The sequence below is a fragment of the Dactylosporangium sp. NPDC005572 genome (assembly GCF_040605515.1).
Classification (GTDB): domain Bacteria; phylum Actinomycetota; class Actinomycetes; order Mycobacteriales; family Micromonosporaceae; genus Dactylosporangium.
Map to the genome: position 1 here is coordinate 222,023 of NZ_JBEXCY010000001.1, position 22,421 is coordinate 244,443.

Consider the following 22,421-nt stretch of genomic DNA (forward strand, 5'->3'; position numbering starts at 1 on the left):
AGCGTGCGGATCGGCATGCAGATGTCCTACAGCGGCGGTTTCGCGGCGACCGCCGACCGGATCGCGGATTTCGAGGCCGCAGGACTGGAGGCAGTCTTCGTCGGGGAGGCGTACTCCTACGACGCGGTCAGCCAGCTCGGGTACCTGGCCGCCCGGACGACGACCGTCGAGTTGGTCTCCGGCATCCTCAACGTGTACTCACGCACCCCGGCGTTGCTCGCGATGACCGCAGCCGGGCTGGACTACGTGTCCGGCGGCCGGTTCACCCTGGGTGTTGGCGCCTCGGGCCCACAGGTGGTGGAGGGTTTCCACGGTGTGCCCTACACCGCTCCCCTGGCGACCACACGCGAGGTCGTGGAGATCTGCCGCACGGTGTGGCGGCGCGAATCGCTCCAGTTCGACGGGGAGCACTTCCACGTACCGCTCGACCGTGAACACGGCGGCACCGGTCTGGGCAAACCGCTCAAGTTGATCAACAAGCCCATCCGGGACCGGGTGCCGATGGTCCTCGCCGCCATGGGCCCGAAGAACGTGGCGCTCGCCGCTGAGCTGTTCGAGGCCTGGGAGCCGCTGTTCTTCTTCCCGGAGGGCAGCAGCGCCGCGTTCGCCGAAGCGCTCGCCGCCGGCACCGCCAAACGCGACCCTTCGCTCGGCGCCTTGCAGGTGGTGGCCGACACCCAGTTGCTGATCACCGACGACCCCGAGGCCGAGGCGCAGGCACTGCAGCAGGTGCGCAGCCACCTGGCGCTGTATGTCGGAGGAATGGGCGCCCAGGGCCGCAACTTCTACAACGACCTCGTCGGCCGCTACGGCTTCGAGGCGGCGGCGGCCCAGGTCCAGGAGCTGTATCTGCAAGGGCGGAAGCGGGAAGCCGAAGCCGCGCTACCCGAGGAACTCGTCCGCGGCGTGTGCCTGGTCGGTTCCCGGGCTCGCGTCGCCGAACGTGTGCAGGCATTCGCCGAAGCAGGCGTCTCCATGGTCAACGCCCAGATGCTCGGTCGGGACCACGCAGCGCAGGTGCGGTCCGTGGCCGTCCTCAAGGAGCTGGTCTCGTGAGCGACTCCACAGAGGACTACCTCCCACAGGTCCGCGTCGAAGGACTGGGCCCGGTCCGACGCATCGTGCTGGACCGCCCGGACCGGCACAACGCCCAGACACCACGCATGTGGGCCGAGCTCGCCGCCGCGGGACGGATGCTCTCCGCGGACCCGGAGGTCTGCTGCGTGGTACTGGTCGGAAACGGCGCGTCCTTCAGCTCCGGGATCGACCTGGAAGAGATCCGTCGCCCCGACGGCTTCATCCGTCGGCTGGCCGCCCACCCGCCCGGCGATCCTGACCCGATGCTCGCCGCCATCGCCGTCGCGCAAGAGTCCGTCCGCTGGATCCCCCGGGCACCGTTCCTGGTCGTCGCCGCGATCACCGGCGCCGCCCTCGGGGCGGGGTGCCAGCTGGCGCTGGCCTGCGACGTGCGCATCGTCGCCGACGACGCGCGCTTCGCACTGGCCGAGGTGCGCCACGGGCTCCTGCCCGACCTCGGCGCTACGGCCTGGCTGCCGCGGCTCGTCGGACGGGAGCGCGCACTCGATCTCATGCTCACCGGCCGAGAGTTCACCGGAATCGAGGCCGTCACCCTCGGCCTCGCCCTCCGCGCGGTCCCAGCGCCGGACGTACTCAGCACTGCGCAGGAGTACGCCGAGGCGGTCGGGCGCCTGCCGCGGGCGATTCCGGCGTACCTCAAGACCGCCGTCGACGCCGCCGGCCTCGAGCGCAGCCTCGCGGCGGCAGCCGAAGGCCAGGCCGCGTGCATCCGGGCGAATAGTGCGCTGCGCGATGGTTGATGACCTGACGGGCCTGCCCGCCGTCGTCACCGGCGCATCCCGTGGACTTGGCCGCGCCTTCGCCCAGGCCGTGGCTCGAGCCGGCGCACACGTCGTCGTGAACGGCACCGATCCGGACGCAACTCAAGCCACGGTCGATGCCATCACCAGCGAGGGCGGCATCGCGATCCCCCGCGTCGGGTCGGTCACCGACGCCGCCTTCTGCGCACACCTCATCGAGACATGCGTGGAGGAGTTCGGCGGGATCGGACTGCTCGTCAACAACGCCGGCGTGACCCGGGACCGTTCGCTCAGCCGCATGACCGTCGAGGAGTTCGACGAGGTCATCGCCGTCCACCTGCGCGGCACGTGGGCGTGCAGCGCGGCCGCGGCACGCGCCATGCGGAAGTCCGGCGGCAGCATCGTCAATGTCACCTCTGGGGCCGGGCTGTTCGGGACCTTCGGACAGGCCAATTACGCGGCCGCGAAGGCAGGGATCATCGGGCTGTCCCGCGTGATGGACCTCGAGCTGGCTCGGCACGGCATCCGGGTCAACACGCTCGCGCCCGTTGCCCACACCGACATGACCGCCGTCTTCGACACCGGGACTGTGGCGCACCGGCTGCCGTTCCCGCCACCGGAAACAGTCGCACCGGTAGTCGCCTACCTCGCGTCCGATGCGAGTCGGCATCTCCACGGCCAGGTACTGTCCTTCGACGGAACAGAGCTGACGGTATGGTCGCACCCCGCCGCCGCGTCCACCTGGACCCGGACGGGTGGCTGGACGATCGAGGCATTTGGCGCGGCTCTCACCCCGGACGTGATGCAACATCCCAATCCCGATCGCTGGGGCAGCGGGATCGTGGCTGGATGACCGGCTCGGGACCGACCAGGCAAATCACAGCCGGCTGAAGCACCGGCTCATACCGATGCGCTGCCTGCGCACCGACCGGACCACGCACATCATCGCCGGGCATGCCTTCATGCAAAACGCCCGCGCGGCAACTACGAACTCGGACTCGACGCCCCGCGGACCCGCCGACGCCATTTGAATAGCGGCCGGCCGCGGTCGCTCACGTCGACCGCGGCAACGACAGCATCTGTGTGGCGATGTGGGACAGCGCCAGTTCTTCAGAGACCGGCACGGTGCGCATGACGCGCGAGTCACGGAACAGCCGTGACACCGGGTGCTCGGAGGAGAATCCCATGCCGCCGTACGTCTGTACCGCGCGGTCGGCGGCATTGAAGGCGGCTTCGGCGGCCGTGAGTTTGGCGATGTTGGCCTCGCTCGCGGCGGGCATGCCGCGATCCCACAACCAGGCGGCTTTGTGGGTCATGAGTCGGGCGAGTTCGGTTTGTGCTTTCACCCGGGCGAGCGGATGGGCGACAGACTGGTTGCCGCCCAGGGACCGGCCAGCGATCTGCCGGGTGCGGGCGTAGTCGCCAGCGAGCCGGACGGCAAGGTCAGCTGCGCCAACGGCCGCGGCAGCGACGATGACCCGTTCCGGATTCAGCACGTCCCAGAGGACATTGAACCCATCGTCGACGCCGCCAAGGACGCGATCCGCGGGCACTCGGACGTCGTCGAGGAAGACCGCGAACGACGGGACCGTGTTCATCGACATCTTCGGCAGTGCTTGAAGGACCAGCGTGCCTGCGGCGACGGCCTCTCGGACGTCGACGAGGAGCACGGTGAAGCCGCGGGTGGACCGAGTCGCGTGCTCGGCGGTGCGGCATGCCAGGATCATCCAGTCGGCGCGGTCGGCGCCCGAGGTCCACAGCTTCTGACCCCGTACGACGTAGTCGCCGCCTCGCCGCTGCGCCCGCGTGGTCATGGCGAAGAAGTCGCTGCCGGCGTCGGGTTCGGTGAGGGCGAAGCAGGTCTGGATCTTGCCGGTGGCCATACCGGGCAGCAGGGCCGCCTTCTGCTCGGCGGTTCCATGCCGTTGCACGCTCAGCGTCCCGAACGTGGGTGTCAGCATGAGCACGAATGCGCCGGCGACCCCCGCGCCACCCGTGGCGATGGCATCCATCGCCACGGCGAGCGCGAGCAGCCCCTGGCCACCGCCCCCGTACTCCTCCGGCACGGCGAGACCCAGCCAACCGCCCGATCCGAGGTCGGCCCACAGCTCGTCTGGCCAGCGGTGTTCGGCGTCGCAGCGGTCCCAGTACTCCGTGGGGTACTTGGTGACGAGCCGGCTGACGCCGTCCCGGACGGCGAGTGCCGCTTCAGGCAGCGTGAAGTCCATGTTGGACCCTTCGGTTGGCAGTGGTCAGAGGGCCTCTACGTCGACGCGTAGCTCGCGCTTGAGGATCTTGCCGACGGCGTTGCGGGGCAGCGCCGCAACGAACTCGTAGGAGCGAGGGCGTTTGTAGCCGGCAAGGCGCTCGCGGCACCAGGCGTCGAGGTCTTCCGGTGTGGTGTCGGCACCTGGTGCGGTGACCAGGACCGCGTGTACCCGTTGGCCCCAGGTCGCATCCGGCAGGCCGATGACGGCAACCTCGGTGACGGCCGGGTGTGCCGCGAGGACCGCCTCGACCTCCGGGCAGAAGACGTTCTCGCCACCGGTGATGATCATGTCTTTGATCCGGTCGGTGAGGTAAAGGTAGCCGGCCTCGTCGACGTAGCCTCCGTCGCCCGTAGACATCTGCCCGGCCCGCAGCGTCTGGGCGGTGGCCTCGGGCGCGTTCCAGTAGCCGTCGAACAGGCCCGGTCCGGCCATGGTGATCTCCCCGAATTCACCTGGTGCACAGGCGGTCCCGTCGGGTCTGACCACCCGGGTGCGGTAAAACATGACGTCGCGGCCGGCCGCGCTCAGGAGGCCGGGTTTGGTCTGTGGGTTGTGGTCCTCGGGCGGGAGCATTACGGCGATGCCGGCCTCGGTCATGCCGTAGAGCTGGGCGAAGCCGCAGGGCAGCGTGGCGAGTGCGTTGGACAGCATGGAGGCCGGAATCGGCGAGGCGCCGTAGAACACGGTCCGTAGGGAGCTGAGGTCGGCGTCGCAGATGGGGACCGTGCGGGCGAGGGCGTCGATGATCGTCGGCACGACGAGGGTGTGGGTGACCTGACCCCGCTCGATGATCCGCAGCGTGTGGGTGGGTTCGAAGTTGGCCAGAGTGATGCAGGAGGCGCCGGCGGCGGTGTAGGCGAAGGAGACCGTGGACGCCAGGTGGAACAACGGCAGGGTCTGTAGGAAGACGTCATCGCGTTGAATGGCCATGGTCGCCATCAGCGCCGAGACCCGCCCGAACAGCGCGGAGTTGCGCACGATCGCGCCCTTGGCCCGGCCAGTGGTACCGCTGGTGTAGGGGATCTGGGCAATGCCGTCGGCGGGCAACATGCCGATGTCGTGTGGTGACGAGGACTGGGCGGCCAGGGCCGCGTCGTAACTCGTCCCGACACCGTCCTGGCCAAGATGCAGCGTGTGCGGGATGTCCAGGCCGTCCGCGGCCGCCCCGTAGCCGGGGCCGTGGATCATCACGACGGGACGGCAGTCGGCCACCAAGGCCTCGATCTCCGGGCGGGCCAGCCGGAAGTTCACCGGCACAAAGGCGGCTCCGATGCGTTGGCAGGCGACCTGAAGCTCCAAGAACTGCAACTCGTTGGCGGCGAGGAGCGCGACCCGGTCGCCTCTCCGCACACCATGGGCCTGCAGAACGGCGCCGGCCCGGCCGGCCCGGCCGTGAACCTGGGCGAAGGTCAGCGAGGCATCACCCTGCGCTACGCAGACCTTGTCCGGCGTACGCCGAACGCCGAACAGCAGCAGGTCCGGAACGTGGTGCTCGCTCACAGCTGCCCCGACAATGCCAGGCTCCGGTGTTCACGCAGCCGGGCGAGGCCGGCCGCCACGCGTTCGCGAGCGTTCACGTCGGCGCAGGCATCGCGGTAGGCGGCGGTCTCGTAGTCACAAGCCGCGAGGGCGTTCATGTCGGGCGAGCGCAGGGCGATCTCCTTCAGGCGAAGCTGCGTCTCGAGGCCGAGCCCCGCCATGCGCTTGGCCAGATGCGTGGCCTTCTCCACCACACTGCCGACGGGAACCAGTACGTCGGCCAGGCCGATCCGGTACGCCTCGGCGGCATCCACGTGGTCGCCGGTGAAGAACATCAGCTTCGCCCTGCTCAATCCCACCAGGTGCCACAGCGGCGAGAAGTGCGAATGGATGCCGTACTTGGGTTGCGGCATGCCGATCTTCGCGTTCTCGGCCACCACCCGGATGTCGCAGTGCGCCAGGAGGTCACACCCGCCGGCGAAGGCGGGACCGGCCACGGCTGCGATCGTGGGCTTCGGGTAGTCGGCAAGCGTGCGATAGCACCGGTGGTACTTGCTCATCAGCCGGTAGTACTGCGTCGGTTCCAGCTCGAGGTACTCGGCGAGATCCATGCCGGAGGAGAAGAACTCCTCACCGCCGGTGATGACGACGGCGACGACGTCGTCCGAGCGCCGCCATTCGTCCAGGCACATGCCGATCTCCTCGCACACGAACGTGGCCAGGGCATTCTTCTTCTCCGGCCGGTGCAACAGGATCGTCCCGACGCCGTCCGACACAGACGTCCTCAGGTACTCGTACTCGCCCACGACTTGTCTCCTCAGGCTCAACGCGGATACGAAACCGACCCGCATTGGTAATGTAGTACGGACTATATTAACGACTCCGGCGCCTGACAAGAGCGGTGGTACGGTCGAGGTCCGATGACGACGAACGTTCGAGCCAGCCGCCCCAAGGGCCGTCCTCCAGCCAGCGATGGACCGTCCGCCCGCGAGCGACTCCTGGCATCGGCGAGACGGGAGTTCTCCGCCAAGGGCTTCCGGGGCGCGGCGACCGGCGACATCGCCGAAGCGGCGGGGCTGACGCCGCCGGCCCTCTACCACCATTTCGAGAACAAGTCCGGGCTGTTCGTGGCGGTGGTGGAGGACGTGTACGAGCAGGTGCTGCACCGGTTCGGCGAAGCCGTCCCGGCCGGCGCGTCGTTCGATGAGGCCGTCGACGGCCTGCTCGCCTGCTCGATCGAGGTCATGCGGACGGACCCCACCCTGTCCGCGATGGTGGCGACCGCCCATTTCGAGATCCGTCGCGAGCCCGAACTGGGGCTTCGGCTGCGCCCCGTGCTGCGCCGGTTCCGAGCGTTCTTCGACGACGTCGCGGCCCGCGCGAAGCCCGCCGGGCAGAGCACCGCCCACGAGCGCCGCAGCCTGTCCCACGCGCTGGTTGCCATCATCACCGGCCTGAACGCCGAAGCGCTCCTGCTGGGCCGCGACCAGGACTACGCCGCACTCGTCCAGGCGATGCGCACGCTGCTGCGGACCGGGACCGGTTCAGACTGAGCGCGCAGGCGCTCGTGTTGCGTCAGGCCGACAAAGGATTCTTCGCCGGGTTGCTGACTGATGCATGCGGCTCGGAGGGCGGCCAGATGAAAGCTGCGGTCCGGGTCGGGTTCGTCCCGCGCTGCCTTTACACATGGGCGACCTGAGTGGCGTTTGCCTTGGCTTCGTCGGTCAGGGTTACCACGGCCTTCACGACGGCCGTCGCGGTGGTCGTTCCACGAGCGGGCGCCGGGCCGTCAGCGGGTCCTGGGACGGCGATCCGGTGGGCGTCGAGCAACCACGGGCGACCGAGCGGACCACACGGGATCCGTGGCGGAGGAGTCGCCCCTGGCGACCAGCCGTTCGTGGCCCTGGACGCGTTCGATCGCGGGGATGACGTCGGACCGCAGACCGATCGACGAACCGAGGCGACGGTGGGTTCCTGCGACTGGTGCCTGTCCAGGTCGATACAGCTTCGCGTGCCGGCACGTCATCGTGGGTTGCCGTCCGGTGCCGCGCCGAGCGCGACGACATCGGGCGTGAATCACCGACTGGAACAGCCGTCCACGCCCGTCGTCGGCGGTCGTCTGACCGGTCAGGGGTGTGGCCGGAACCGGTCGGCGTGTTCGGCCGCCCATTGCTCGAACGTGCGCGCCGGCCTGCCCAGGACGCGTTCAACTGTGTCGTCGACCGTCTTGGAATCCTCGCTAGACGCCGCGTACCAGCCGACGACGAACTCGGCGTCGTCCCGGGACACTCCGGTGCGAAGGAGGCGCTCGACGGCCTGATCGTGCGTGATCGGGACGAATTCCAGCGGTCGGTTGAGGACCCTGGCCAGCACGGCGATCCGCTCGCTTGGGGTCAATGCCCGGGGCCCTGTCAGGTTGTACGCGTGTCCGTCGTGCCCATCGTCCAGCAGCGCGACTGCCGCCACTTCGCCGATGTCGGCCTCGTGGACGAGCGCGCTCGGATAGTCGTACGGTTCCCGAGCGACGCCATCCGCGAGGATCGAGTCGACCCACGTCAACGTGTTCGACATGAACTCCTGCGGCTCCAGGCGGGTCCATTCGATCCCGGAGTCCGCCACCGCTTGTTCGACCGGCCCGACGTACCCGCCCCACACCACAGTGATCCGCCGCACGCCCACATCCACCGCCCGGCGCACGAGGTCCGGCCCGACCTCGGCCAGGCCCGCCGTCACCGTGATGTGCAGCCGCTCCACGTTGTCGAACGCGCCGCCGAGCCGATCGGGTTCGGTGTGGGTGCCGGCCACCACATCCACCCCGGCCGGCAGTTGCCGCACCGCTCGCTCCGGAGCGCGGGTCAGCGCCCGCACTGGCTCGCCGCGGCGTCGAAGAGCTGTCACCACATGGCGACCAGTGTTGCCGGTCGCACCTGTCACCAGCGTCGTCATCATGCAGTCCTCTCGTCGACGATGACGCTAAATGCTGAAGCAGACTTGAGGTCAACCGGAGCCGTGACGCCTACTCCAGTTCCTCCTGGCGCCGCCCCGAACCCGGGGGCGGGCTGGTTGGCGGTCTGGCGGGTGAGGACCTGGCGGGTCTGCGACCTTCACCTGGTACTCGACGTCGCGCTTCGCCGACAGGGCAGGTCCGGCGACCGTTTAGCCGTCGGCGGCGGGGTTCAGCGATCAGCCGGTCGGCCCGGACACCCAGGACACATCGGCGGGAGCGATCCCGGCCTGCAGCGCCACCCGCAGCGACGCGATGCCCGCCGTCGTGGACTCCGACTCGGCGGTGATCGGCACGGTGACGACGTGAAGACGCACCCCGACGACCGCACCCACGTCGACGCTGTTGTCAGTGAGCTCCGCGGCCACTGGCGTAAGGCGGGGCTGTCGGGCGCCGACCTCGGCGCGCGGATCGGACGGTGGCGGCAGGGAGGGTGTCACCGCGCCGCAAGCTCCGCTCCAACAACCCGATCGAGTCGACTTTGCCACCGTCCGGCTTCGCACCAATCTAACGCTGACCGCCTCCTGCACCACCAGCGCGGACGTGACCTAGCCCCGGGCCGCTCGACTGGCTCGCACGCTGACCGCCGGGATGCTCAAGCACGTCTTCGATCCGGTGTACGGACTCATCGACCGGGCGGGCCGAAGTCGAAGCCCGACCCGGTCACGCCGAGTTCCGCGCGGACGTCGGCGAGCCGCGCCCGCATCCCGAAGAGCGCCGCCTCGATCGCGACGCGCAGGTCGCTGTCGTGCGGGTCGGCCGTGCGGGGGTCAGGGTCGTGCCCGAACCCCCCGGCGAACCGTTCCCACTCCTCGGCGAGGCCGAACATGTTGCGGGTGACGTCCCGGAAGTGCCGGAACCATGCGTCGTCGCCGAGCAGGTTATATTCGCGGGCTGTGGCCAGCAGGTAGCTGACCTCGGCGTTCACCGCCACGAACTGCCCGACGAGGGCGGCCTGCCGGTGCGGCAGATGCCGCCACGCCAGCATCGCGGCGAGGAGCGTGAACGGTGCGTCGCGCCCGGCCGTGCTCACAGGAAACCGAAGTTTCGCAGGACGCCGTCGTATGCGGAGCCCATCTGCCGGGCCAAGCCGATGGCCCCGGAGAGGCCGCCCGGGACGGTGGAACCCCCCGCATGCAGGACGTCGGCGCACCAGGTGAGGCAGGAGTTGTTGAAGTCCCAGGAGCCCAGGGACACGCCCTCTTGCTGCTCGATCAGGTCGATGGCCCTCTGAGGGTTGGGCAGGTCGAAGGTACCCGTCCACTCCGCCTCACCGTAGGGCATCTTGACCTCGTCTCCCATCCGCACGACGTTCTGCCCCCGCGCGGCCAAGCGTCGCTCACCACGTTACGGTTCGGGGTGATGATCTCGACCGTGGCATGCCCGGAGTCCCACCTGACGGTCGCCGTCCCACCGGGCTTGCCGCCTCCACCGCCGTTGCCGCCAGGCTTGCCAGCACCGCCGCCCGCTTCGGTGACCGTGTTTGTGCTTGGTTTGTTGGCTTCAACAGTCGGTTCGGCGTCGCCGCGTTTGGCGTTGACGTGTTCCTGTGGTTTGGGGTTCGTTTCGGGCCGCCTGCGGCGGCTTCACCCTCTGCCGCAGCTCCGCCGCCGCGTTCGGCGGCTTTGCGTTCCAGTGCGTTGGCGAGGTCGTCGGTGGCGTTGCCGAAGACTTTCTTGCCCATGCTGCGGATGAGGCCGGCTGCCCATGGCATGAAGGCGGCGGCGAGTTCGGCACCCATGCCCATCGTGGCGCCGATGATCATGCTCATGACGAACTCGACGCCGTCGAAGTCATGTTCATTGGCGAGGACCTCGGCCATGTACACCGCGGCGTTGGAGATAGCGCCGCAGATGACCGACTGGAGGGGTAAGAGGAATTGGGCGTAGCTGGAGAGCGCGGCGAAGCAGGCGGCGTACGCCGCCGTCGCGACGAACGCCTTCGCGGCGTTGTTGAGCGCGCCGAGGACGATGTTTTCCAGTTGGACTTGAGGCCGCCGGGGTCGGAGCGGTTGATCGGGTTGTTCTCGGAGTAGGCGTAGCCGTGCAGTTGTTGTGGGTCGCTGAGGTCGAGGATCGGGTCGACGCTGATGAACCGGCCGATCTTCGGGTCGTACTCGCGGGCGCCGAGGTGGACCAGGCCGGTGGGGTCGTTGTCGCCGCCGACGTAGCCCTTCTCGGTCGGCCAGCTGGCCGGGGCGGCGCCGCGCAGGCCGCCGAACGGGGTCTGACGGCGGCCGACCGGGTCCTGCGACTGCCGGCACCACCTCGCGAGCCCGGCTTGGGCGGGCGCCCGCCCAGGCACGGCAAGGAATTCCGGCTCACCGACGCCGAGACGTGGTCCGACCCGGCGGTGATCACGACGACCGACACAACCCGCTACGGCACCGTCATCGCCATCGGCTGGGACGGGCTGCATCCCGGCTGACCCACCGCGCCGCATGGCTCGACCACCCCGGCGACCTCCCGGTCCTGGCGGGCACCCTGATCTGTCTCACCGTCGAACGACTGACCGGCGACCACGACCCGAAACCGGTGTGGTTGTGGTCTTCCCGCACCGGCGCGGCACCGTCGCATGTGGACAGACTCTGGCAGGCATACCTACGCCGCTTCGACCTCGAACACACCTTCCGCCTGTTCAAACAAATCCTCGGCTGGACCACGCCGAAACTCCGGGACCCACAGGCGGCCGACAGGTGGACATGGCTGATCATCGCCTGCTACACCCAACTCCGGCCGGCTCGCACCCTGGCCACCGATCTGCGACGCCCCTGGGAACGCCCTGCTATCCCGGGCCGACTCACCCCGGCACGCGTCCGGCGCGGGTTCCGGAACATCCGGCCGAAGACCCACCGTCCCGCCAGAGCACCAAAACCCACAACAGCTCAACCGCGCGATTCCAGCCCTGGTCGGCGACGAGGCGTCCTACTTCCAGCGCCTGCTGGATATGACGGTTCTGATCCTGGAAGATCCCGAGGACATGCGGCCCGAATGACCCCGTCGCACCGGCACGGGGGTGCCCCCGGTGCCCCGGGTTATGTCTTCGACGATTTCACCGCCGGTCGTCTGCAACAACGGTGACCCTCCAGCCACCGCCTGGCCGCACGGATCTGCCGCGATTGGCTCGCGGGGCCGTCAGCACAGCGGCGATCGGTACAGCACCTCGACGTACCTGATCTCATCGTGGACCACATCGAGGATGAGGTAGCCCGGCCATGGCGCATCGAGACCGACGTTGTGGTGGCCGACTCCGTAGGCGCCAGCGGGTCTTGCGGCGGTGTAGAAGCTCTGGCAGAAGTCGTCGCCGCATCCGCAAAGTTCGACGACGCGAAGCCGACCGACCTGATCGGTCAATCGATCGTCGCCTTCAGCGTCCAGTGCCGCGGCGAGCTCGGCCGTGAAGACAGGCCACGTAATGCACACCAACGGCGCTTCAGCTGACCGGTCGTCCACGACGAGGAGGCTACCCGCGCGGGGTAGGGTCCGGCGTCGCCCACTGGAACGCTCGATCAGGTGCGCGGATATGCCGCGTGTGCTGCGCGGCGGTGGGACTCTCGTTGTCGCAGCGAGTGATGAGAGGCCGCGGCGATGCCGCGGCTTGCTGTCCTGCCGATCTGCGTGCACTCGGAGGCCGGCAAGCCATGGTGGGGAATGCGTCACTGCATGGCGGTGGCCGGCGGGTGGTCGAAGGATTCGGGGCAGCGGAAGGTGTACAACGCGTATCCACGCCCGATCTGCACGCCGACGGTGTCTGGGATGCGGCCGGGTCTTCTTCGGACGGGCGCCAGCTGCAGTGCCTGCCGTTCCAGTCGGCCGAGGCCGCGGTGAAGGCCAAGGTCATCGGGGCGCCGCAGACAGCACAATCCATTGGGTATGGGTCGGTCATGGCCGATGCGGTCAGGTTCTGCAGGTTCCGTTGTCCAAGGGCCGGGATGCCGGGCGGCGGTGGTGGTGGCAAGCAGGAGGGCGACGAGAACGCGGGGGAGGATTCCGGCGGCGGGTTCGGCGCGAACGCTATCGGGGTGGAGACTTCCTCGTCGAGGAAGGCCAGGTTCGACGGTCCTCCGTACAGGGATCTCGGCCTCGACGAGCGCGGCCGGCTAGGGCGCCGGGATCATCGCGCCGCCGATCAAACGACGCAAGCGACATCGACTGTGGACCTGGCAGGTTTCGCACTGCTAGAGTGCGATTTTGACGATTTGTTAGCTGGTAATCTGCCGTATCATCCGGGAGTCGGCGTGGCTCTGCCCGGTCATCCTGTCCGGCCGGGCAACGAAGATCGGCCGGCCGATGGCGTTCTTTTACGCCTTCAGGTCCTTGGTCCGTTGCGGGTGTGGTGCGACGGTGTCGAAGTGGATGCGGGTCCCCGGCAACAGGCTTATCTGCTGGCCTTGCTGCTGGCCCGGGTGGGCAGGCCGGTCAGCACGAGCGAGCTGATGGACCTGATCTGGGACCACGAGGTCCCCAGCAGTGCGCTCAACGTCATCCACAAATACGTCGGCGCGTTGCGGCGACTGCTCGAACCCGCGGTCCCCGCCCGTGCACACGGTTCCTACCTGCACCGCCGCGGAGACGCCTACCTGTTCACCGCACCCCCCGGCACCCTGGATCTCGTCACCTTCCGGGAACTCGTCGAGACGGCCAAGGAGGCCCTCGCACAGCAACGCCTTGAAATGGCGCTCGATCGCTATGTCGAATCGCTCGGCCTCTGGCGGGGCCGTGCGGGCGACGGTTTCACGCACAGGTCAACCGCGCTGCCGATCTTCGCCGCCATCGACGACGAGTTCTACGCCGCGTGCACTGAAGCTGCCGAACTGGCCGTGTCGCTGCGCCGACCGGCACGGGTGCTGGCGGCGTTGCAGCTGGCCGCATCGATGGCGCCGTTCCACGAACCCGTCCACGCCAGCCTCATCTCCACCCTCGGGGCGGCGGGACGTCAGGCGGAGGCACTGTCGTTGTTCCGCCAGGTCCGCGCCCGCCTTGCCGACGAGCTCGGTATCGATCCTGGCCCGGAGCTGCAAGCCGCACACCAGCGAGTGCTGTCGCAGCCCTCGGCGTCGCCGCTCTTGGCGCGTACGGACGGTGGGGGTGACGGCGCGTCGGTGCGAACGGCAGCCGGGCTGGTCGGCCGGGCCGAGGAACTCGCCCTACTGCGGCAATCCGTCGAGATGGCATTCACCGGCAGCCCAGCGCTCCGCATCGTCGAGGGCGAGCCGGGCGTGGGCAAGACCCGCCTGGTGCGAGAGATCGCCGCCGAAGCGAGCCGGCGTGGCGCGCTGGTCGTGTGGGGTTCGTGTCTGGAAGGCGACGGAACACCGTCGATGTGGCCCTGGGAACAGACGCTCCGCCCGATTCTCGACAGCCTGCCCGCGCCGTTGCGGGAGAAGTGGCTCGCCAGTGAGGTCGGCGGCCTCCTCGAATCGCGAGACGACGATTATGCGGCCGCGCCGGCGATTCTCGACAGCGGTGCGCAGTTCCGACTGTTCGAGCAGGTCGTCACCGTCGTCGGGCAGGCCTCGGCGCCGCGGCCCATGGTGCTGATCGTCGATGACCTGCAGTGGGCCGACGCCGCCTCGCTCCAGCTGTTCGGCCACCTGGCGGGCCGCTTACCCGCCGGCACAGTGATCATCGGTGCGCTGCGCGATCGCGCACCCACACCCGGCTCCAGCCTGTCGCGGGTGCTGGCTGAGGCCAGCCGGCAGCCCGGCCACCGCAGGATCCGGCTCGGCCCGCTCGGCTTGACCGACGTGACCGAGCTCATCCGCCGCGAAACCGGCCACGATCCCGGTGCCGAGGTCGCCCGCGACATCCATGTCCGCACCGCCGGCAATCCGTTCTTCGTCCAGGAGCTGTCCCGGCTGCTCAGCGACGGCGGCTCGCTCGGCGACGGCGGCGCATCAACACGGACCGGAGTGCCGGCCACCGTACGAGACGTCGTCCGCGATCGGATGACCGGTCTCGACGACAGCGCTCACGGCCTGCTGCGCATCGCCGCGGTCATCGGCCGCGACGTGGACCTCGACCTGCTCGCCCGCGCGATCGGCGTCGACATCGCGGACTGCCTCGAACGCCTCGAACCGCTGCAAGCACTCGGTCTCCTGGAGACCAAGCCGGAAGACCCGTTCTCGTGGCGCTTCGCGCACGACCTGGTCCGCGAGTCGGTCACCGAGACCACTGCGCGGCAGCAGGCCGTCCAGCTACATCTGCGCGTCGCCGACGCCCTCGAACACATCCATGCGGACGACGAGTCCGTCGCCGAACGCCTCGCCTACCACCTGCGGGGCGCCGGCCCCCTGGCCGACCCGGGTCGCACCGCGAAGGCACTGGCGCGCGCCGGTCGCCGCGCGGCGACCAAGCTCGCGTTCGCAGCCGCCTATCGGAACCTGGAATCGGCCGTCCAGATCGCCCGGACGGCAGGGCTGCTGGAGCTGGAACTGTCCGTCCTGTCGCTGCTCAACCTCCTCGCCGTCGAGCCCCCGGGAATGGGCGGCTCGACGTACGATCTGCTGGAACGGGGCGCATATCTTGCCGGCAAACTCGGCCGCGAGACGGCCGCCGCCGAGTTCCTCTTCTTTCGAATGACCGGGGCCTACGTCAACACTGAGAAAGACCGTGGGATGTGGGCTCGCCGGCTGCATGAGCAAGGCCAGGCGTCCGCGGACCCGATCATCCAGGCGTACGGCCGGCAGGCCTGGGGCCTGTACAATTGGGACATCGGCGACATCGGTGCGGCGTATCAGTGTTTCAGCTGGCTAGGCCGTACCACTGTGGACGGCGTTGCCTCGCTGCTCGCGAACTCCGCCGACCCGCACCCAGGGCCGGCTCAGGAAAGCCTGTACCACCTCGCCGGCCAGGTCGGGGGTGCCCCGATTCGACGCCGCCACGACCTCGGACGTTGGCGGATCCCGGACGAGTGGTTCGGCTATCTGGCCGTGATCACCGCGCTGCAGGGCGATGTCGAGACGGCGCGGTCCCTGCTCGGCACGGTGTACCAGGCCGAGGGAGACACTTTTGAGATGTCGGGCTGGACCCGCTACCAAACCATGGCCGCCTCGATGGCCGGTGACGCGGCCTGGGCGATGCACGCGACCGAGCGGTGGGTCGCGGCCGACGCCGACCTTCCCGGCGTCGCGCAGGAAGCCTATATCCGGCTGGACTGGTACTGGGCCCGTGCCCTCACCGGCGACGACCCGGCCGGCAACGCGGCCAAGGCCGAACATCTCCTGGCCGCGACCCTGCACGACCCGCCGCGATGGGGCCTCGCCTACTGGTACGGACTGATCGCCGAGATGTGGCTGGCAGCCGAGACACCCGACAAGGCCGCGACCGCCCTCGACCAGGCCGACCAGGCCATCAAGGCCCACGGCCAGCGCTATGCCGAAGGACTTCTCCTGTTGCTGCGCGCGCGCCTGCTGCACGCCCGCGGCGAACCCGTCGACGTCGTACGAGCCGCCGCCAACGAAGCCCGGGTCCGATCCGGCGAACGGGGGGCCCACCTCTTCGCCCGCCGCGCCGAGAGGTTCCTGGCCGATCTCGAGACGCAGACCGGCGCGGCAACCGGATAAAGGGCCGGCTACGCGTCTCGGAGCAGGCCCAGGCCGGCCAGGCTGGCCGCGGTGTCCAGGATCGTCTCCTCGATCGGCCGGGGCCGCCAGCCCAGGACCTCGCGTGCTTTCGCGCTCGACGCCCGGCGGGCCACGCCCAGGTCCGGAACGACCGTCGCGCAGCGAGGGCTCACCCGCGGCCGGAGCGCTGCGCCTCGACGTCCGCGCGCTCATCGACCACCGCCTGCGCCTCGGCTGGGTCCCGCCGACCCGCGGCGTCACCTTCCAGATCACGTCGGCATTTTGGTGCGTGTCGCCCCTTCGACACACTTTGAGGCATACCTGCTCTACTTTCGTGGCAAGTGTTCAAGTGGTTCTGAGCGCTCGCCTTACACATCTGCGCCCACCTGGCTGTGTGCCTCATGACGCGCCCTGTCGTGGCAAGCATCGACGATCAAGGGGTATTCCAGATCAGCACGACCGGCCATCTGCTGATCCCGGTTTGCGGTACGGCAGTGGTGCGGCATGGGGACCGGGAGATCCGCTCGGCCGTCGACCGGATCGACGTCCTGGTCAACAACGCCGCCCGGCCCGGGCCGACCGGCGTACCGTGAGCGGCGACGGCCACGAGCTCACCCTGCAGGTCAACTATCTGGCACCGGTAGCCCTGACCACGGTGCTGCAGGACCTCACCAGCCGCATCGTCAACGTGGCGTCGGCGACGCACTTGTCGGCGAGTCTGCGTCTCGACGACCTGGAGCTGGCCCGGCACCCCTACAGCGCCTCGGGCGCCTACGCGCACTCGAATCTCGTCCTCGTGACGTACACGTGCCGGCTCGGCCGTCGAGGGCGTCGAAGCGGTCAGCATCCACCCCGGCGTCATCGCCACCGGCCTGCTGCACGCGATGTTCGCCGTCGACGGCGACAGCCCCGAGCACGCGGCATGCATCGTGGTCACGCGCAGCGCGGACAACGGGACGTACCACGACGAGCGCTACGGCCGGAAACGCAGCAGCAACTGCACGACCTGACCGCCGCCGCCCTCATCCCGTTCTTACAAGCCGGGTAGCGCGGCGGCGCTGACGACGGCCAGCGCCATCAGGGTCGCCGCCTCTTCCTCGCGCAGGCCGCTGATGCGGGCCAGCGTGCGCCACGTCGCAAAGGCGAGCGCGAGGTCGAGCGCCGCATACACCAGGCGTGCGTCCGGGCCTTCGGCGAGTCCCGCGGCGAGCGTCTCCCGCATGGCCGCCATCGCCGGCCCCATGTGCACGGCGTTCACCTCGGCGGTCAGCGCGTGGACCTGCTCGTCCCGGCTGACGCTGGCCATCAGCTGCTCGTTGCGGGCGTAGAAGTCGTAGAGCTCGCCGAGCGCGTGCCGCAGTCGCTCCTGCGGATCGGCGATCGGCTGCCAGGTCGCCGGGTCGGGCATCGGATGGTGTTCGTTGAACCAGCCGGAGCAGGCGAGGAACAACGAGCGATCGTCGGGAAAGTGACGGTAGTAGGTGTGCCGCTCGACTCCAGCACGCTCCGCAATCGCGCTCACCGTCGTGCGCACCGGGCCGATTTCGCCATGTAGAGCCACCGCTGCCTCGACAATTCGTTGCCGCGTCCGCTCCTGACGCTCCGCGCGCTTCTTCAGTTCGTAACTCCGTGTCACCACTCAATCATGCCACACCTGTGTGCAACGAAGTTGCGGCACCCGGGCCACGCTGCCTACATTCGCTGCACACACTCGTGTAGCGAAAGTGCCGCAATCGAACGAAGAGGGCAAAAAACCATGCTTACGATGCAGACTTCGACCAACCTCGGCCGCGTGGTCCGGCCCGGCGACGACGCCTGGGATGCCGCGCGCGGGACCTTCAACCTGCTGATCGACCAGTCGCCGGAGGCGATCGCCTTCCCGGCCGACGACCGGGAGGTGGCCGCCGTGATCGCCTACGCCCGCGAGCACGGTCTTCGCGTCGCGCCCCAGGCGACCGGCCACAACCCCGGGCCCCTCGGCTCGCTTGCGGGAACGCTGATCCTCAACACGTCGGCGCTCACCGGCGTCTCGATCGACGCCGGCGCTCGCCGGGTGCGCGTGGGCGCGGCCGCCAAGTGGGAAGACGTGACGCCGCAGCTGTCCGAGCTCGGGCTCGCCGCCCTGCACGGATCCTCGCCGGACGTCGGCATCGTCGGCTACTCGCTCGGCGGCGGGATCGGCTGGCTCGCCCGCAAGCACGGGATGCAGTGCAACGCGGTGACCGCCATCGAACTGGTCACGGCCGACGGGCGCCTGGTTCGTACCGACGCGAACAACGAGCCCGAGCTGTTCTGGGCCCTGCGCGGCGGCGGTGGCAACTTCGGCATCGTGACCGCGATCGAGTTCAGCGTGTTCCCGGCCCGCGAGCTCTACGCCGGCGCCATGTTCTTCCCGCTGGAGCGGACGTCCGACGTCCTGCGCACCTGGTCCGGGCTGCTGCCAGCCCTTCCCGAGGAGCTGACCACGTGGGCCACCATCCTGCACTTCCCGCCGCTGCCGGAGCTGCCCGACGCGGTGCGCGGGCAGTCCTTCGTCATCGTCATGGTGGCGTTGCTGGGCACCGAGGCCGAGGGGCGTGAGCTGCTGCGGCCGCTGCACCGGCTCGGCCCCGCGATGGACACGCTCGCCATGCAGCCGCCGATCGGCCTCGCCGACCTCGCCATGGACCCGGTGAACCCGCTGCCCTACCTGTCCACGACCGCGCTCATCGACGAACTGTCACCGTCGGCGATCGAGGACCTGACCCGCATCGCCGGGGTGGGGTCGACGGTCACGATGGTGCAGCTGCGGCACATCGGCGGCGCGCTCGCCCGCCACCAGCCGGGCGCGGGTGCGCGGGCGACGCTGCCCGGGAACATCGTCATGTTCAGCCTCTCCGTCGTTCCCGACCTGAGCGCGGCCCCGGCCGTCGAGGCCGACCTCGACGCGATCGCGGCCGCCGTCGCACCGAACCGCGTCGGCAACTACCCGAACTTCGTCGAGCAGCCGACGGACGCGAGCCTGTTCTTCAACACCGAGACCTGGAACCGCCTACGCCGCGTCAAGTCCGAGTACGACCCGCAGGACGTGTTCCGCGGCAACCACCACGTCCCGGCGTCCTAACGCGAGCACCGGATGTGCCGCCCCCTTTCGCGGGGCAGCACATCAACGGGCATCCATCTAACGGCGAACCCACGGTGTCGTGCGGCCTGGCGGCACAGTAACGACGCCTGTCCGAACAGACCCGAACAGTCCCGCCCTTGCCCTGGTCGCGGAACTTGCTCTCACAACCGGCGACAGACCATCAACCGGGCAGCACACGACCGGCAAGGAGCCGAAGCGTGACTCTCAGATTCGGGTGAAGTGCAGATGCCAGCGGCGTCGATCGCGGTGCGCCGGCCACCTCATGATCTCCGGGGTGGAGTGGGCGGACAGGTTGTTCAGCACGACGTGGATCGCCAGGCCGCGGGGCACGCTGGCGTCGATCTGCTTGAAGGACCGCAGTACGTCGGCGCCGGCGTGACCTTTGCGTAGATCGGTCAGCACCTCGCCGGTGGCGACGTTCAGCGCAGCGAACAGGTCGATGGTGCCGTTGCGTTTGTGTCGCGGGTCATCGTGTCGGCCCGGCCTGGCTTCATCGGCAGGCTGGGCCGGGGAGCAATTCCGGACGGACAGCCGCTGTCGACGGAGGGCCAGCCGTCCGGCGTACGCGTCGTGTTCCAGACGACGGCCAGCACGGTCGAGCTGGGGTGACTCACCCGACCCGGATCGCCTACGTCGGCGCCGAGCGTCCGCGCGGGCACATCGACGTCTACACCGACGCCGAGCTCGCCGTTCGCGACGTGCTGGACGGCGGCGACCGGATCGACGTCGACCTCACAACCGGGCAGACCACGGTCTAGCCCGGTGAGCCGCACACGACCACGGTGGCCGGCCTGCCCGCGGGCCGTCACCGGATCGAGGCCTGGCTGCCGCACAACGAGACCTTCGAACTGATCGAGCTGCGTGCCGACGCCCCGATCGAGCCGGACGACACCAGGCTGCCGCTGTGGCTGCACCACGGCAGCTCGATTTCATCGCGAGCGGAGCCGTCGGGGACGTCACACTGGGACGCCTGACACTCCAAGTCATCCGGCGACAGCTGCGCCCGCTGACCGACCGCCGCGCGGCCGACAAGAACCTGCACTACCTCGACGGCACCACCTTGTACGGCCCGGCCGACGCCGCCGAACTTCCGTTGCCCGACGGCTTACACCCGAGCCCCGAGGCCCACCAGCGCATCGGCACCCGGTTCGCCGAGTATGCCTTCGCCGGCGCCGGCCCGTTCACCCATGACCGCCGGCTGATCGCGGCGTACCGGGCGGTGGCCTGGTGACGTCCCGGACCAGGTCGGCCAGCACGCGGCGGCGGTCGCGGGGACCGTCGGCGGCCCGCGTCGCCGAGCATCATCGCGACCGCGGAGGGGACGGCCAGCCACCAGACCACGCCGGCGGGCCCACTACCCCGCGCACGGTGCTCGACGTCTCGTCCCAGGCGTAGCGGTTGAGCTTGCATCGGCGCCTCGGGCCAGTCGGCCCGAGCGCCGATGCGACGGGTACTACTCGATGTCCGAGAATAGACCCGTGAACGTCACCTGCGTCCCCTGGAGCCCGCCGAAGACCGCAGCAGCAGCGGGCGTGGCGACTGCCGCGGAGGCGTCCTCGTAGCTTTCGAAGTACAGGTCGAGCGTCCGGTACGCGGGCGTGGTCGTGCCGTCCTCCTTTGGCCACACCTTGGCCGATTCGACTCGCTGGAGCTTCGGGAACGTTTCCGCGGCCTGCAGCACCTCAACGTAGGCCTTCTCGAACTCGTCCGGGTTCGCGGGGTTGTCGATGATCAACGTGATCTTGGTGGGCATGGCACTCTCCTGCCGCATAGGTAGAACGAACGTTCTGTTGCGAACTACGCTATCCGTCTGGATCTCCCTTGTCTAGACCGAACGTTCTATCTTGCATCACGACGCACGACGTCCAATGCCCGGCGAGACCTTGAAGAAGACATCACCGCAGGACGACCCGGGCAGAAGGTCACCAAACCCCGCCAGCTGGCGAGTACCCGCAGGGCCGTCGCCGACACACGGCTGGCGGAGATCAACAGCGTCGCGGCCACCAGCGGCGACGACCCGGACCTGGACACCCTGCTCCTGCGCCTGCACACCGAAACGGCCTGCCGCCGAGGCGGAGCCCTGGCACTCCTTCCGGCCGACCTCGACACGGACCAGTGCCTCATCCTGCTCCGGGAGAAGGGCGAGACCGTCCGCCGGCAGCCCGTATCCCCGACGTTGATGCGACATCTACAGCGGCACATCGAGGAGCGTCCAGCCAGGCCAACCGCACCGGTCCTGTGCTACCGCGACGCCCGACCCATCGCCCGACGCCGATACGATCAGCTGATACCTCCGGACACCGCCACAAGCGGGGGCAGTCAGCGCGGTGATCTCCTGCGCCGCGATGAAGTCGGCCTCCGACACCGACGCCGGATGGGCCAACTGCCTGGAGATCACCCAATCGCTCGTCCTTGCCCACCGCTGCGTCTTGAACGGCCCCGGCAGATGCGCCGGCGTGTGATGCGCGAGCTGCCGGTTCCAGACCTGCCGGCCGGTGTATTCAGGTTCGCCAGGATCGCCTGCACCGTCGTCAACACCCACCCAAACCCGGTCCGGTGACGGTTACGGCCCGGATCGGCCTGCGACGGACACGGCACCCCGTCCGCGTTCAGCATCGCAGCGATCCGCGACACGCTGGGGCCCCACAGCCGCTCGGCGAAGATCCGTCGCACCGTCGGCGCGGTCGCCGGATCGACGTCGTGCCGCTGCAGCCGTCGGCCCCACTTCGCATGCATCGGGTTCGGATGCGGGCTGGCGTCCACCAGCCGATACCCGTACAACGGGCGGCCGCCGAGGAACCGGCCCTCGTCACGGATCTGCGCCCGCATCGCAGCCAGGGAACGCGAACGCCCCGTAGCACCTCCAGCTCCGACTGCGCCCCGAGCAGCATCAGCAACGCCCGGTGCGCCGGCTCAGCAGGATCGGTTCGACGCGGCCGAAGTACTGGACGTTGCGGCCGGCGGCGCGGCGAAGGTTCCGCCGGAACCGATCGAGCAGGACGGAAGTGCATCGCGTCCTGGGCCGCCCGCCGATCGCGCAACACCGTCTCGGCGGGATGCAGCGCATCGACCCCTCCCGGATGTCAGAAGTGTGCCATCACTTTGGCCCTCACCTCGGGCGCGACAGAACTCTGACATCGCC

General features: G+C 69.2%; 25 protein-coding genes and 1 pseudogene. 11 read left to right on the plus strand and 15 right to left on the minus strand.

Going from position 1 to position 22,421, the window contains the following annotated elements:
* The first annotated feature begins 3 nt into the window (after positions 1-3).
* Genes ABZS66_RS00890 through ABZS66_RS00900 form a run of 3 tightly spaced genes read left to right on the plus strand, consistent with a single transcriptional unit; the run spans position 4 to position 2,691 of the window.
* Positions 4-1,056 (plus strand): LLM class F420-dependent oxidoreductase, encoded by a 1,053-nt coding sequence (locus tag ABZS66_RS00890; RefSeq protein WP_354753853.1) that lies wholly within the window; start codon positions 4-6, stop codon positions 1,054-1,056.
* Entirely contained in the window at positions 1,053-1,838 is a 786-nt protein-coding gene (locus ABZS66_RS00895) for an enoyl-CoA hydratase/isomerase family protein (RefSeq protein ID WP_354753854.1), read from the plus strand. Before ABZS66_RS00890 ends, ABZS66_RS00895 begins: the two co-directional genes overlap by 4 nt.
* A complete protein-coding gene (locus ABZS66_RS00900; protein WP_354753856.1) occupies positions 1,831-2,691 on the plus strand; it encodes an SDR family NAD(P)-dependent oxidoreductase in 861 nt (286 codons plus the stop codon). The genes ABZS66_RS00895 and ABZS66_RS00900 overlap by 8 nt, the downstream gene beginning before the upstream one ends.
* 199 nt (positions 2,692-2,890) lie before the next feature.
* On the opposite strand, the gene ABZS66_RS00905 is transcribed toward ABZS66_RS00900, so the two are convergent.
* The 3 genes from ABZS66_RS00905 to ABZS66_RS00915 are packed head-to-tail and all read right to left on the minus strand — an operon-like array spanning position 2,891 to position 6,393.
* Positions 2,891-4,066 (minus strand): acyl-CoA dehydrogenase family protein, encoded by a 1,176-nt coding sequence (locus ABZS66_RS00905; RefSeq protein WP_354753857.1) that lies wholly within the window; start codon positions 4,064-4,066, stop codon positions 2,891-2,893.
* A 24-nt stretch (positions 4,067-4,090) separates the two neighbouring features.
* Entirely contained in the window at positions 4,091-5,608 is a 1,518-nt protein-coding gene (locus tag ABZS66_RS00910; RefSeq protein WP_354753859.1) for an AMP-binding protein, read from the minus strand.
* Positions 5,605-6,393 (minus strand): enoyl-CoA hydratase/isomerase family protein, encoded by a 789-nt coding sequence (locus ABZS66_RS00915; RefSeq protein WP_354753861.1) that lies wholly within the window; start codon positions 6,391-6,393, stop codon positions 5,605-5,607. Before ABZS66_RS00915 ends, ABZS66_RS00910 begins: the two co-directional genes overlap by 4 nt.
* 114 nt (positions 6,394-6,507) lie before the next feature.
* Here ABZS66_RS00915 and ABZS66_RS00920 point away from each other — a divergent pair, with 114 nt between their 5' ends.
* Positions 6,508-7,140 carry a TetR/AcrR family transcriptional regulator gene (locus ABZS66_RS00920; protein WP_354753863.1) on the plus strand — a complete coding sequence of 211 codons (633 nt, stop codon included), beginning with the start codon at positions 6,508-6,510 and terminating at the stop codon, positions 7,138-7,140.
* A gap of 574 nt (positions 7,141-7,714) precedes the next feature.
* Here the strand turns inward: ABZS66_RS00920 and ABZS66_RS00925 are convergent.
* The 6 genes from ABZS66_RS00925 to ABZS66_RS00950 form a co-directional block, all read right to left on the minus strand.
* Positions 7,715-8,533, minus strand: coding sequence for an NmrA family NAD(P)-binding protein (locus tag ABZS66_RS00925; RefSeq protein WP_354753865.1), 819 nt, complete (start codon positions 8,531-8,533; stop codon positions 7,715-7,717).
* Between the two features lie 237 nt (positions 8,534-8,770).
* Positions 8,771-8,959 (minus strand): hypothetical protein, encoded by a 189-nt coding sequence (locus ABZS66_RS00930; RefSeq protein WP_354753867.1) that lies wholly within the window; start codon positions 8,957-8,959, stop codon positions 8,771-8,773.
* 257 nt (positions 8,960-9,216) lie between these two features.
* Positions 9,217-9,624, minus strand: a complete 408-nt coding sequence (locus ABZS66_RS00935) for a hypothetical protein (RefSeq protein WP_354753868.1) — start codon at positions 9,622-9,624, stop codon at positions 9,217-9,219.
* Positions 9,621-9,893 (minus strand): hypothetical protein, encoded by a 273-nt coding sequence (locus ABZS66_RS00940; RefSeq protein WP_354753869.1) that lies wholly within the window; start codon positions 9,891-9,893, stop codon positions 9,621-9,623. The genes ABZS66_RS00935 and ABZS66_RS00940 overlap by 4 nt, the downstream gene beginning before the upstream one ends.
* 37 nt (positions 9,894-9,930) lie before the next feature.
* Positions 9,931-10,413, minus strand: a complete 483-nt coding sequence (locus ABZS66_RS00945) for a hypothetical protein (RefSeq protein ID WP_354753870.1) — start codon at positions 10,411-10,413, stop codon at positions 9,931-9,933.
* Complete coding sequence (locus ABZS66_RS00950) at positions 10,359-10,895, minus strand: RHS repeat-associated core domain-containing protein (protein ID WP_354753871.1); 537 nt, start codon at positions 10,893-10,895, stop codon at positions 10,359-10,361. The genes ABZS66_RS00945 and ABZS66_RS00950 overlap by 55 nt, the downstream gene beginning before the upstream one ends.
* Between ABZS66_RS00950 and ABZS66_RS00955 the strand changes: the two are divergent.
* Positions 10,827-11,470: pseudogene (locus ABZS66_RS00955) on the plus strand (transposase); the annotation flags it as partial. The gene ABZS66_RS00950 and the pseudogene ABZS66_RS00955 overlap by 69 nt on opposite strands.
* 255 nt (positions 11,471-11,725) lie before the next feature.
* Here the strand turns inward: ABZS66_RS00955 and ABZS66_RS00960 are convergent.
* Complete coding sequence (locus ABZS66_RS00960) at positions 11,726-12,043, minus strand: hypothetical protein (RefSeq protein ID WP_354753873.1); 318 nt, start codon at positions 12,041-12,043, stop codon at positions 11,726-11,728.
* 227 nt (positions 12,044-12,270) lie between these two features.
* Here ABZS66_RS00960 and ABZS66_RS00965 point away from each other — a divergent pair, with 227 nt between their 5' ends.
* Complete coding sequence (locus ABZS66_RS00965; protein ID WP_354753875.1) at positions 12,271-16,155, plus strand: BTAD domain-containing putative transcriptional regulator; 3,885 nt, start codon at positions 12,271-12,273, stop codon at positions 16,153-16,155.
* Positions 16,156-16,163: 8 nt separating this feature from the next.
* Here the strand turns inward: ABZS66_RS00965 and ABZS66_RS00970 are convergent, their stop codons facing one another.
* Positions 16,164-16,328: a hypothetical protein gene (locus ABZS66_RS00970; RefSeq protein ID WP_354753877.1), complete on the minus strand. Its 165-nt coding sequence runs from the start codon at positions 16,326-16,328 to the stop codon at positions 16,164-16,166.
* A 243-nt stretch (positions 16,329-16,571) separates the two neighbouring features.
* Here ABZS66_RS00970 and ABZS66_RS00975 point away from each other — a divergent pair, with 243 nt between their 5' ends.
* Together ABZS66_RS00975 and ABZS66_RS00980 are read left to right on the plus strand one after the other, a co-directional pair.
* Complete coding sequence (locus ABZS66_RS00975; protein WP_354753878.1) at positions 16,572-16,748, plus strand: hypothetical protein; 177 nt, start codon at positions 16,572-16,574, stop codon at positions 16,746-16,748.
* A 291-nt stretch (positions 16,749-17,039) separates the two neighbouring features.
* Complete coding sequence (locus ABZS66_RS00980; RefSeq protein ID WP_354753879.1) at positions 17,040-17,165, plus strand: hypothetical protein; 126 nt, start codon at positions 17,040-17,042, stop codon at positions 17,163-17,165.
* A gap of 23 nt (positions 17,166-17,188) precedes the next feature.
* Here ABZS66_RS00980 and ABZS66_RS00985 read toward each other — a convergent pair whose 3' ends face one another.
* Positions 17,189-17,791, minus strand: coding sequence for a helix-turn-helix domain-containing protein (locus ABZS66_RS00985; RefSeq protein WP_354753881.1), 603 nt, complete (start codon positions 17,789-17,791; stop codon positions 17,189-17,191).
* A 129-nt stretch (positions 17,792-17,920) separates the two neighbouring features.
* On the opposite strand from ABZS66_RS00985, the gene ABZS66_RS00990 reads away from it, so the two are divergent.
* Entirely contained in the window at positions 17,921-19,258 is a 1,338-nt protein-coding gene (locus tag ABZS66_RS00990) for an FAD-binding oxidoreductase (RefSeq protein WP_354753883.1), read from the plus strand.
* A gap of 225 nt (positions 19,259-19,483) precedes the next feature.
* Here ABZS66_RS00990 and ABZS66_RS00995 read toward each other — a convergent pair whose 3' ends face one another.
* Positions 19,484-19,681, minus strand: coding sequence for a hypothetical protein (locus ABZS66_RS00995; protein ID WP_354753885.1), 198 nt, complete (start codon positions 19,679-19,681; stop codon positions 19,484-19,486).
* A 203-nt stretch (positions 19,682-19,884) separates the two neighbouring features.
* Between ABZS66_RS00995 and ABZS66_RS01000 the strand changes: the two genes are divergently transcribed.
* Both ABZS66_RS01000 and ABZS66_RS01005 read left to right on the plus strand, forming a co-directional pair.
* Positions 19,885-20,037 (plus strand): hypothetical protein, encoded by a 153-nt coding sequence (locus tag ABZS66_RS01000; protein WP_354753887.1) that lies wholly within the window; start codon positions 19,885-19,887, stop codon positions 20,035-20,037.
* A 146-nt stretch (positions 20,038-20,183) separates the two neighbouring features.
* On the plus strand, positions 20,184-20,510 hold the full coding sequence (locus ABZS66_RS01005; RefSeq protein WP_354753889.1) for a hypothetical protein: 327 nt from the start codon (positions 20,184-20,186) through the stop codon (positions 20,508-20,510).
* A 222-nt stretch (positions 20,511-20,732) separates the two neighbouring features.
* Here ABZS66_RS01005 and ABZS66_RS01010 read toward each other — a convergent pair whose 3' ends face one another.
* Together ABZS66_RS01010 and ABZS66_RS01015 are read right to left on the minus strand one after the other, a co-directional pair.
* Positions 20,733-21,032 carry a hypothetical protein gene (locus ABZS66_RS01010; RefSeq protein WP_354753890.1) on the minus strand — a complete coding sequence of 100 codons (300 nt, stop codon included), beginning with the start codon at positions 21,030-21,032 and terminating at the stop codon, positions 20,733-20,735.
* A gap of 641 nt (positions 21,033-21,673) precedes the next feature.
* Complete coding sequence (locus ABZS66_RS01015; protein WP_354753892.1) at positions 21,674-22,108, minus strand: recombinase family protein; 435 nt, start codon at positions 22,106-22,108, stop codon at positions 21,674-21,676.
* Between the last annotated feature and the right edge of the window lie 313 nt (positions 22,109-22,421).

Bases quoted from the DNA above. Each gene is read 5' to 3' on its own strand.
- ABZS66_RS00940 (WP_354753869.1), bottom strand. From the start codon at position 9,893: ATGGGAGACGAGGTCAAGATGCCCTACGGTGAGGCGGAGTGGACGGGT.
- ABZS66_RS00945 (WP_354753870.1), bottom strand. From the start codon at position 10,413: ATGGCCGAGGTCCTCGCCAATGAACATGACTTCGACGGCGTCGAGTTC.
- ABZS66_RS00905 (WP_354753857.1), bottom strand. From the start codon at position 4,066: ATGGACTTCACGCTGCCTGAAGCGGCACTCGCCGTCCGGGACGGCGTC.
- ABZS66_RS00925 (WP_354753865.1), bottom strand. From the start codon at position 8,533: ATGACGACGCTGGTGACAGGTGCGACCGGCAACACTGGTCGCCATGTG.
- ABZS66_RS01015 (WP_354753892.1), bottom strand. From the start codon at position 22,108: ATGCGGGCGCAGATCCGTGACGAGGGCCGGTTCCTCGGCGGCCGCCCG.
- ABZS66_RS00920 (WP_354753863.1), top strand. From the start codon at position 6,508: ATGACGACGAACGTTCGAGCCAGCCGCCCCAAGGGCCGTCCTCCAGCC.
- ABZS66_RS01010 (WP_354753890.1), bottom strand. From the start codon at position 21,032: ATGCCCACCAAGATCACGTTGATCATCGACAACCCCGCGAACCCGGAC.
- ABZS66_RS00990 (WP_354753883.1), top strand. From the start codon at position 17,921: ATGCAGACTTCGACCAACCTCGGCCGCGTGGTCCGGCCCGGCGACGAC.
- ABZS66_RS00900 (WP_354753856.1), top strand. From the start codon at position 1,831: ATGGTTGATGACCTGACGGGCCTGCCCGCCGTCGTCACCGGCGCATCC.
- ABZS66_RS00980 (WP_354753879.1), top strand. From the start codon at position 17,040: ATGTTCGCCGTCGACGGCGACAGCCCCGAGCACGCGGCATGCATCGTG.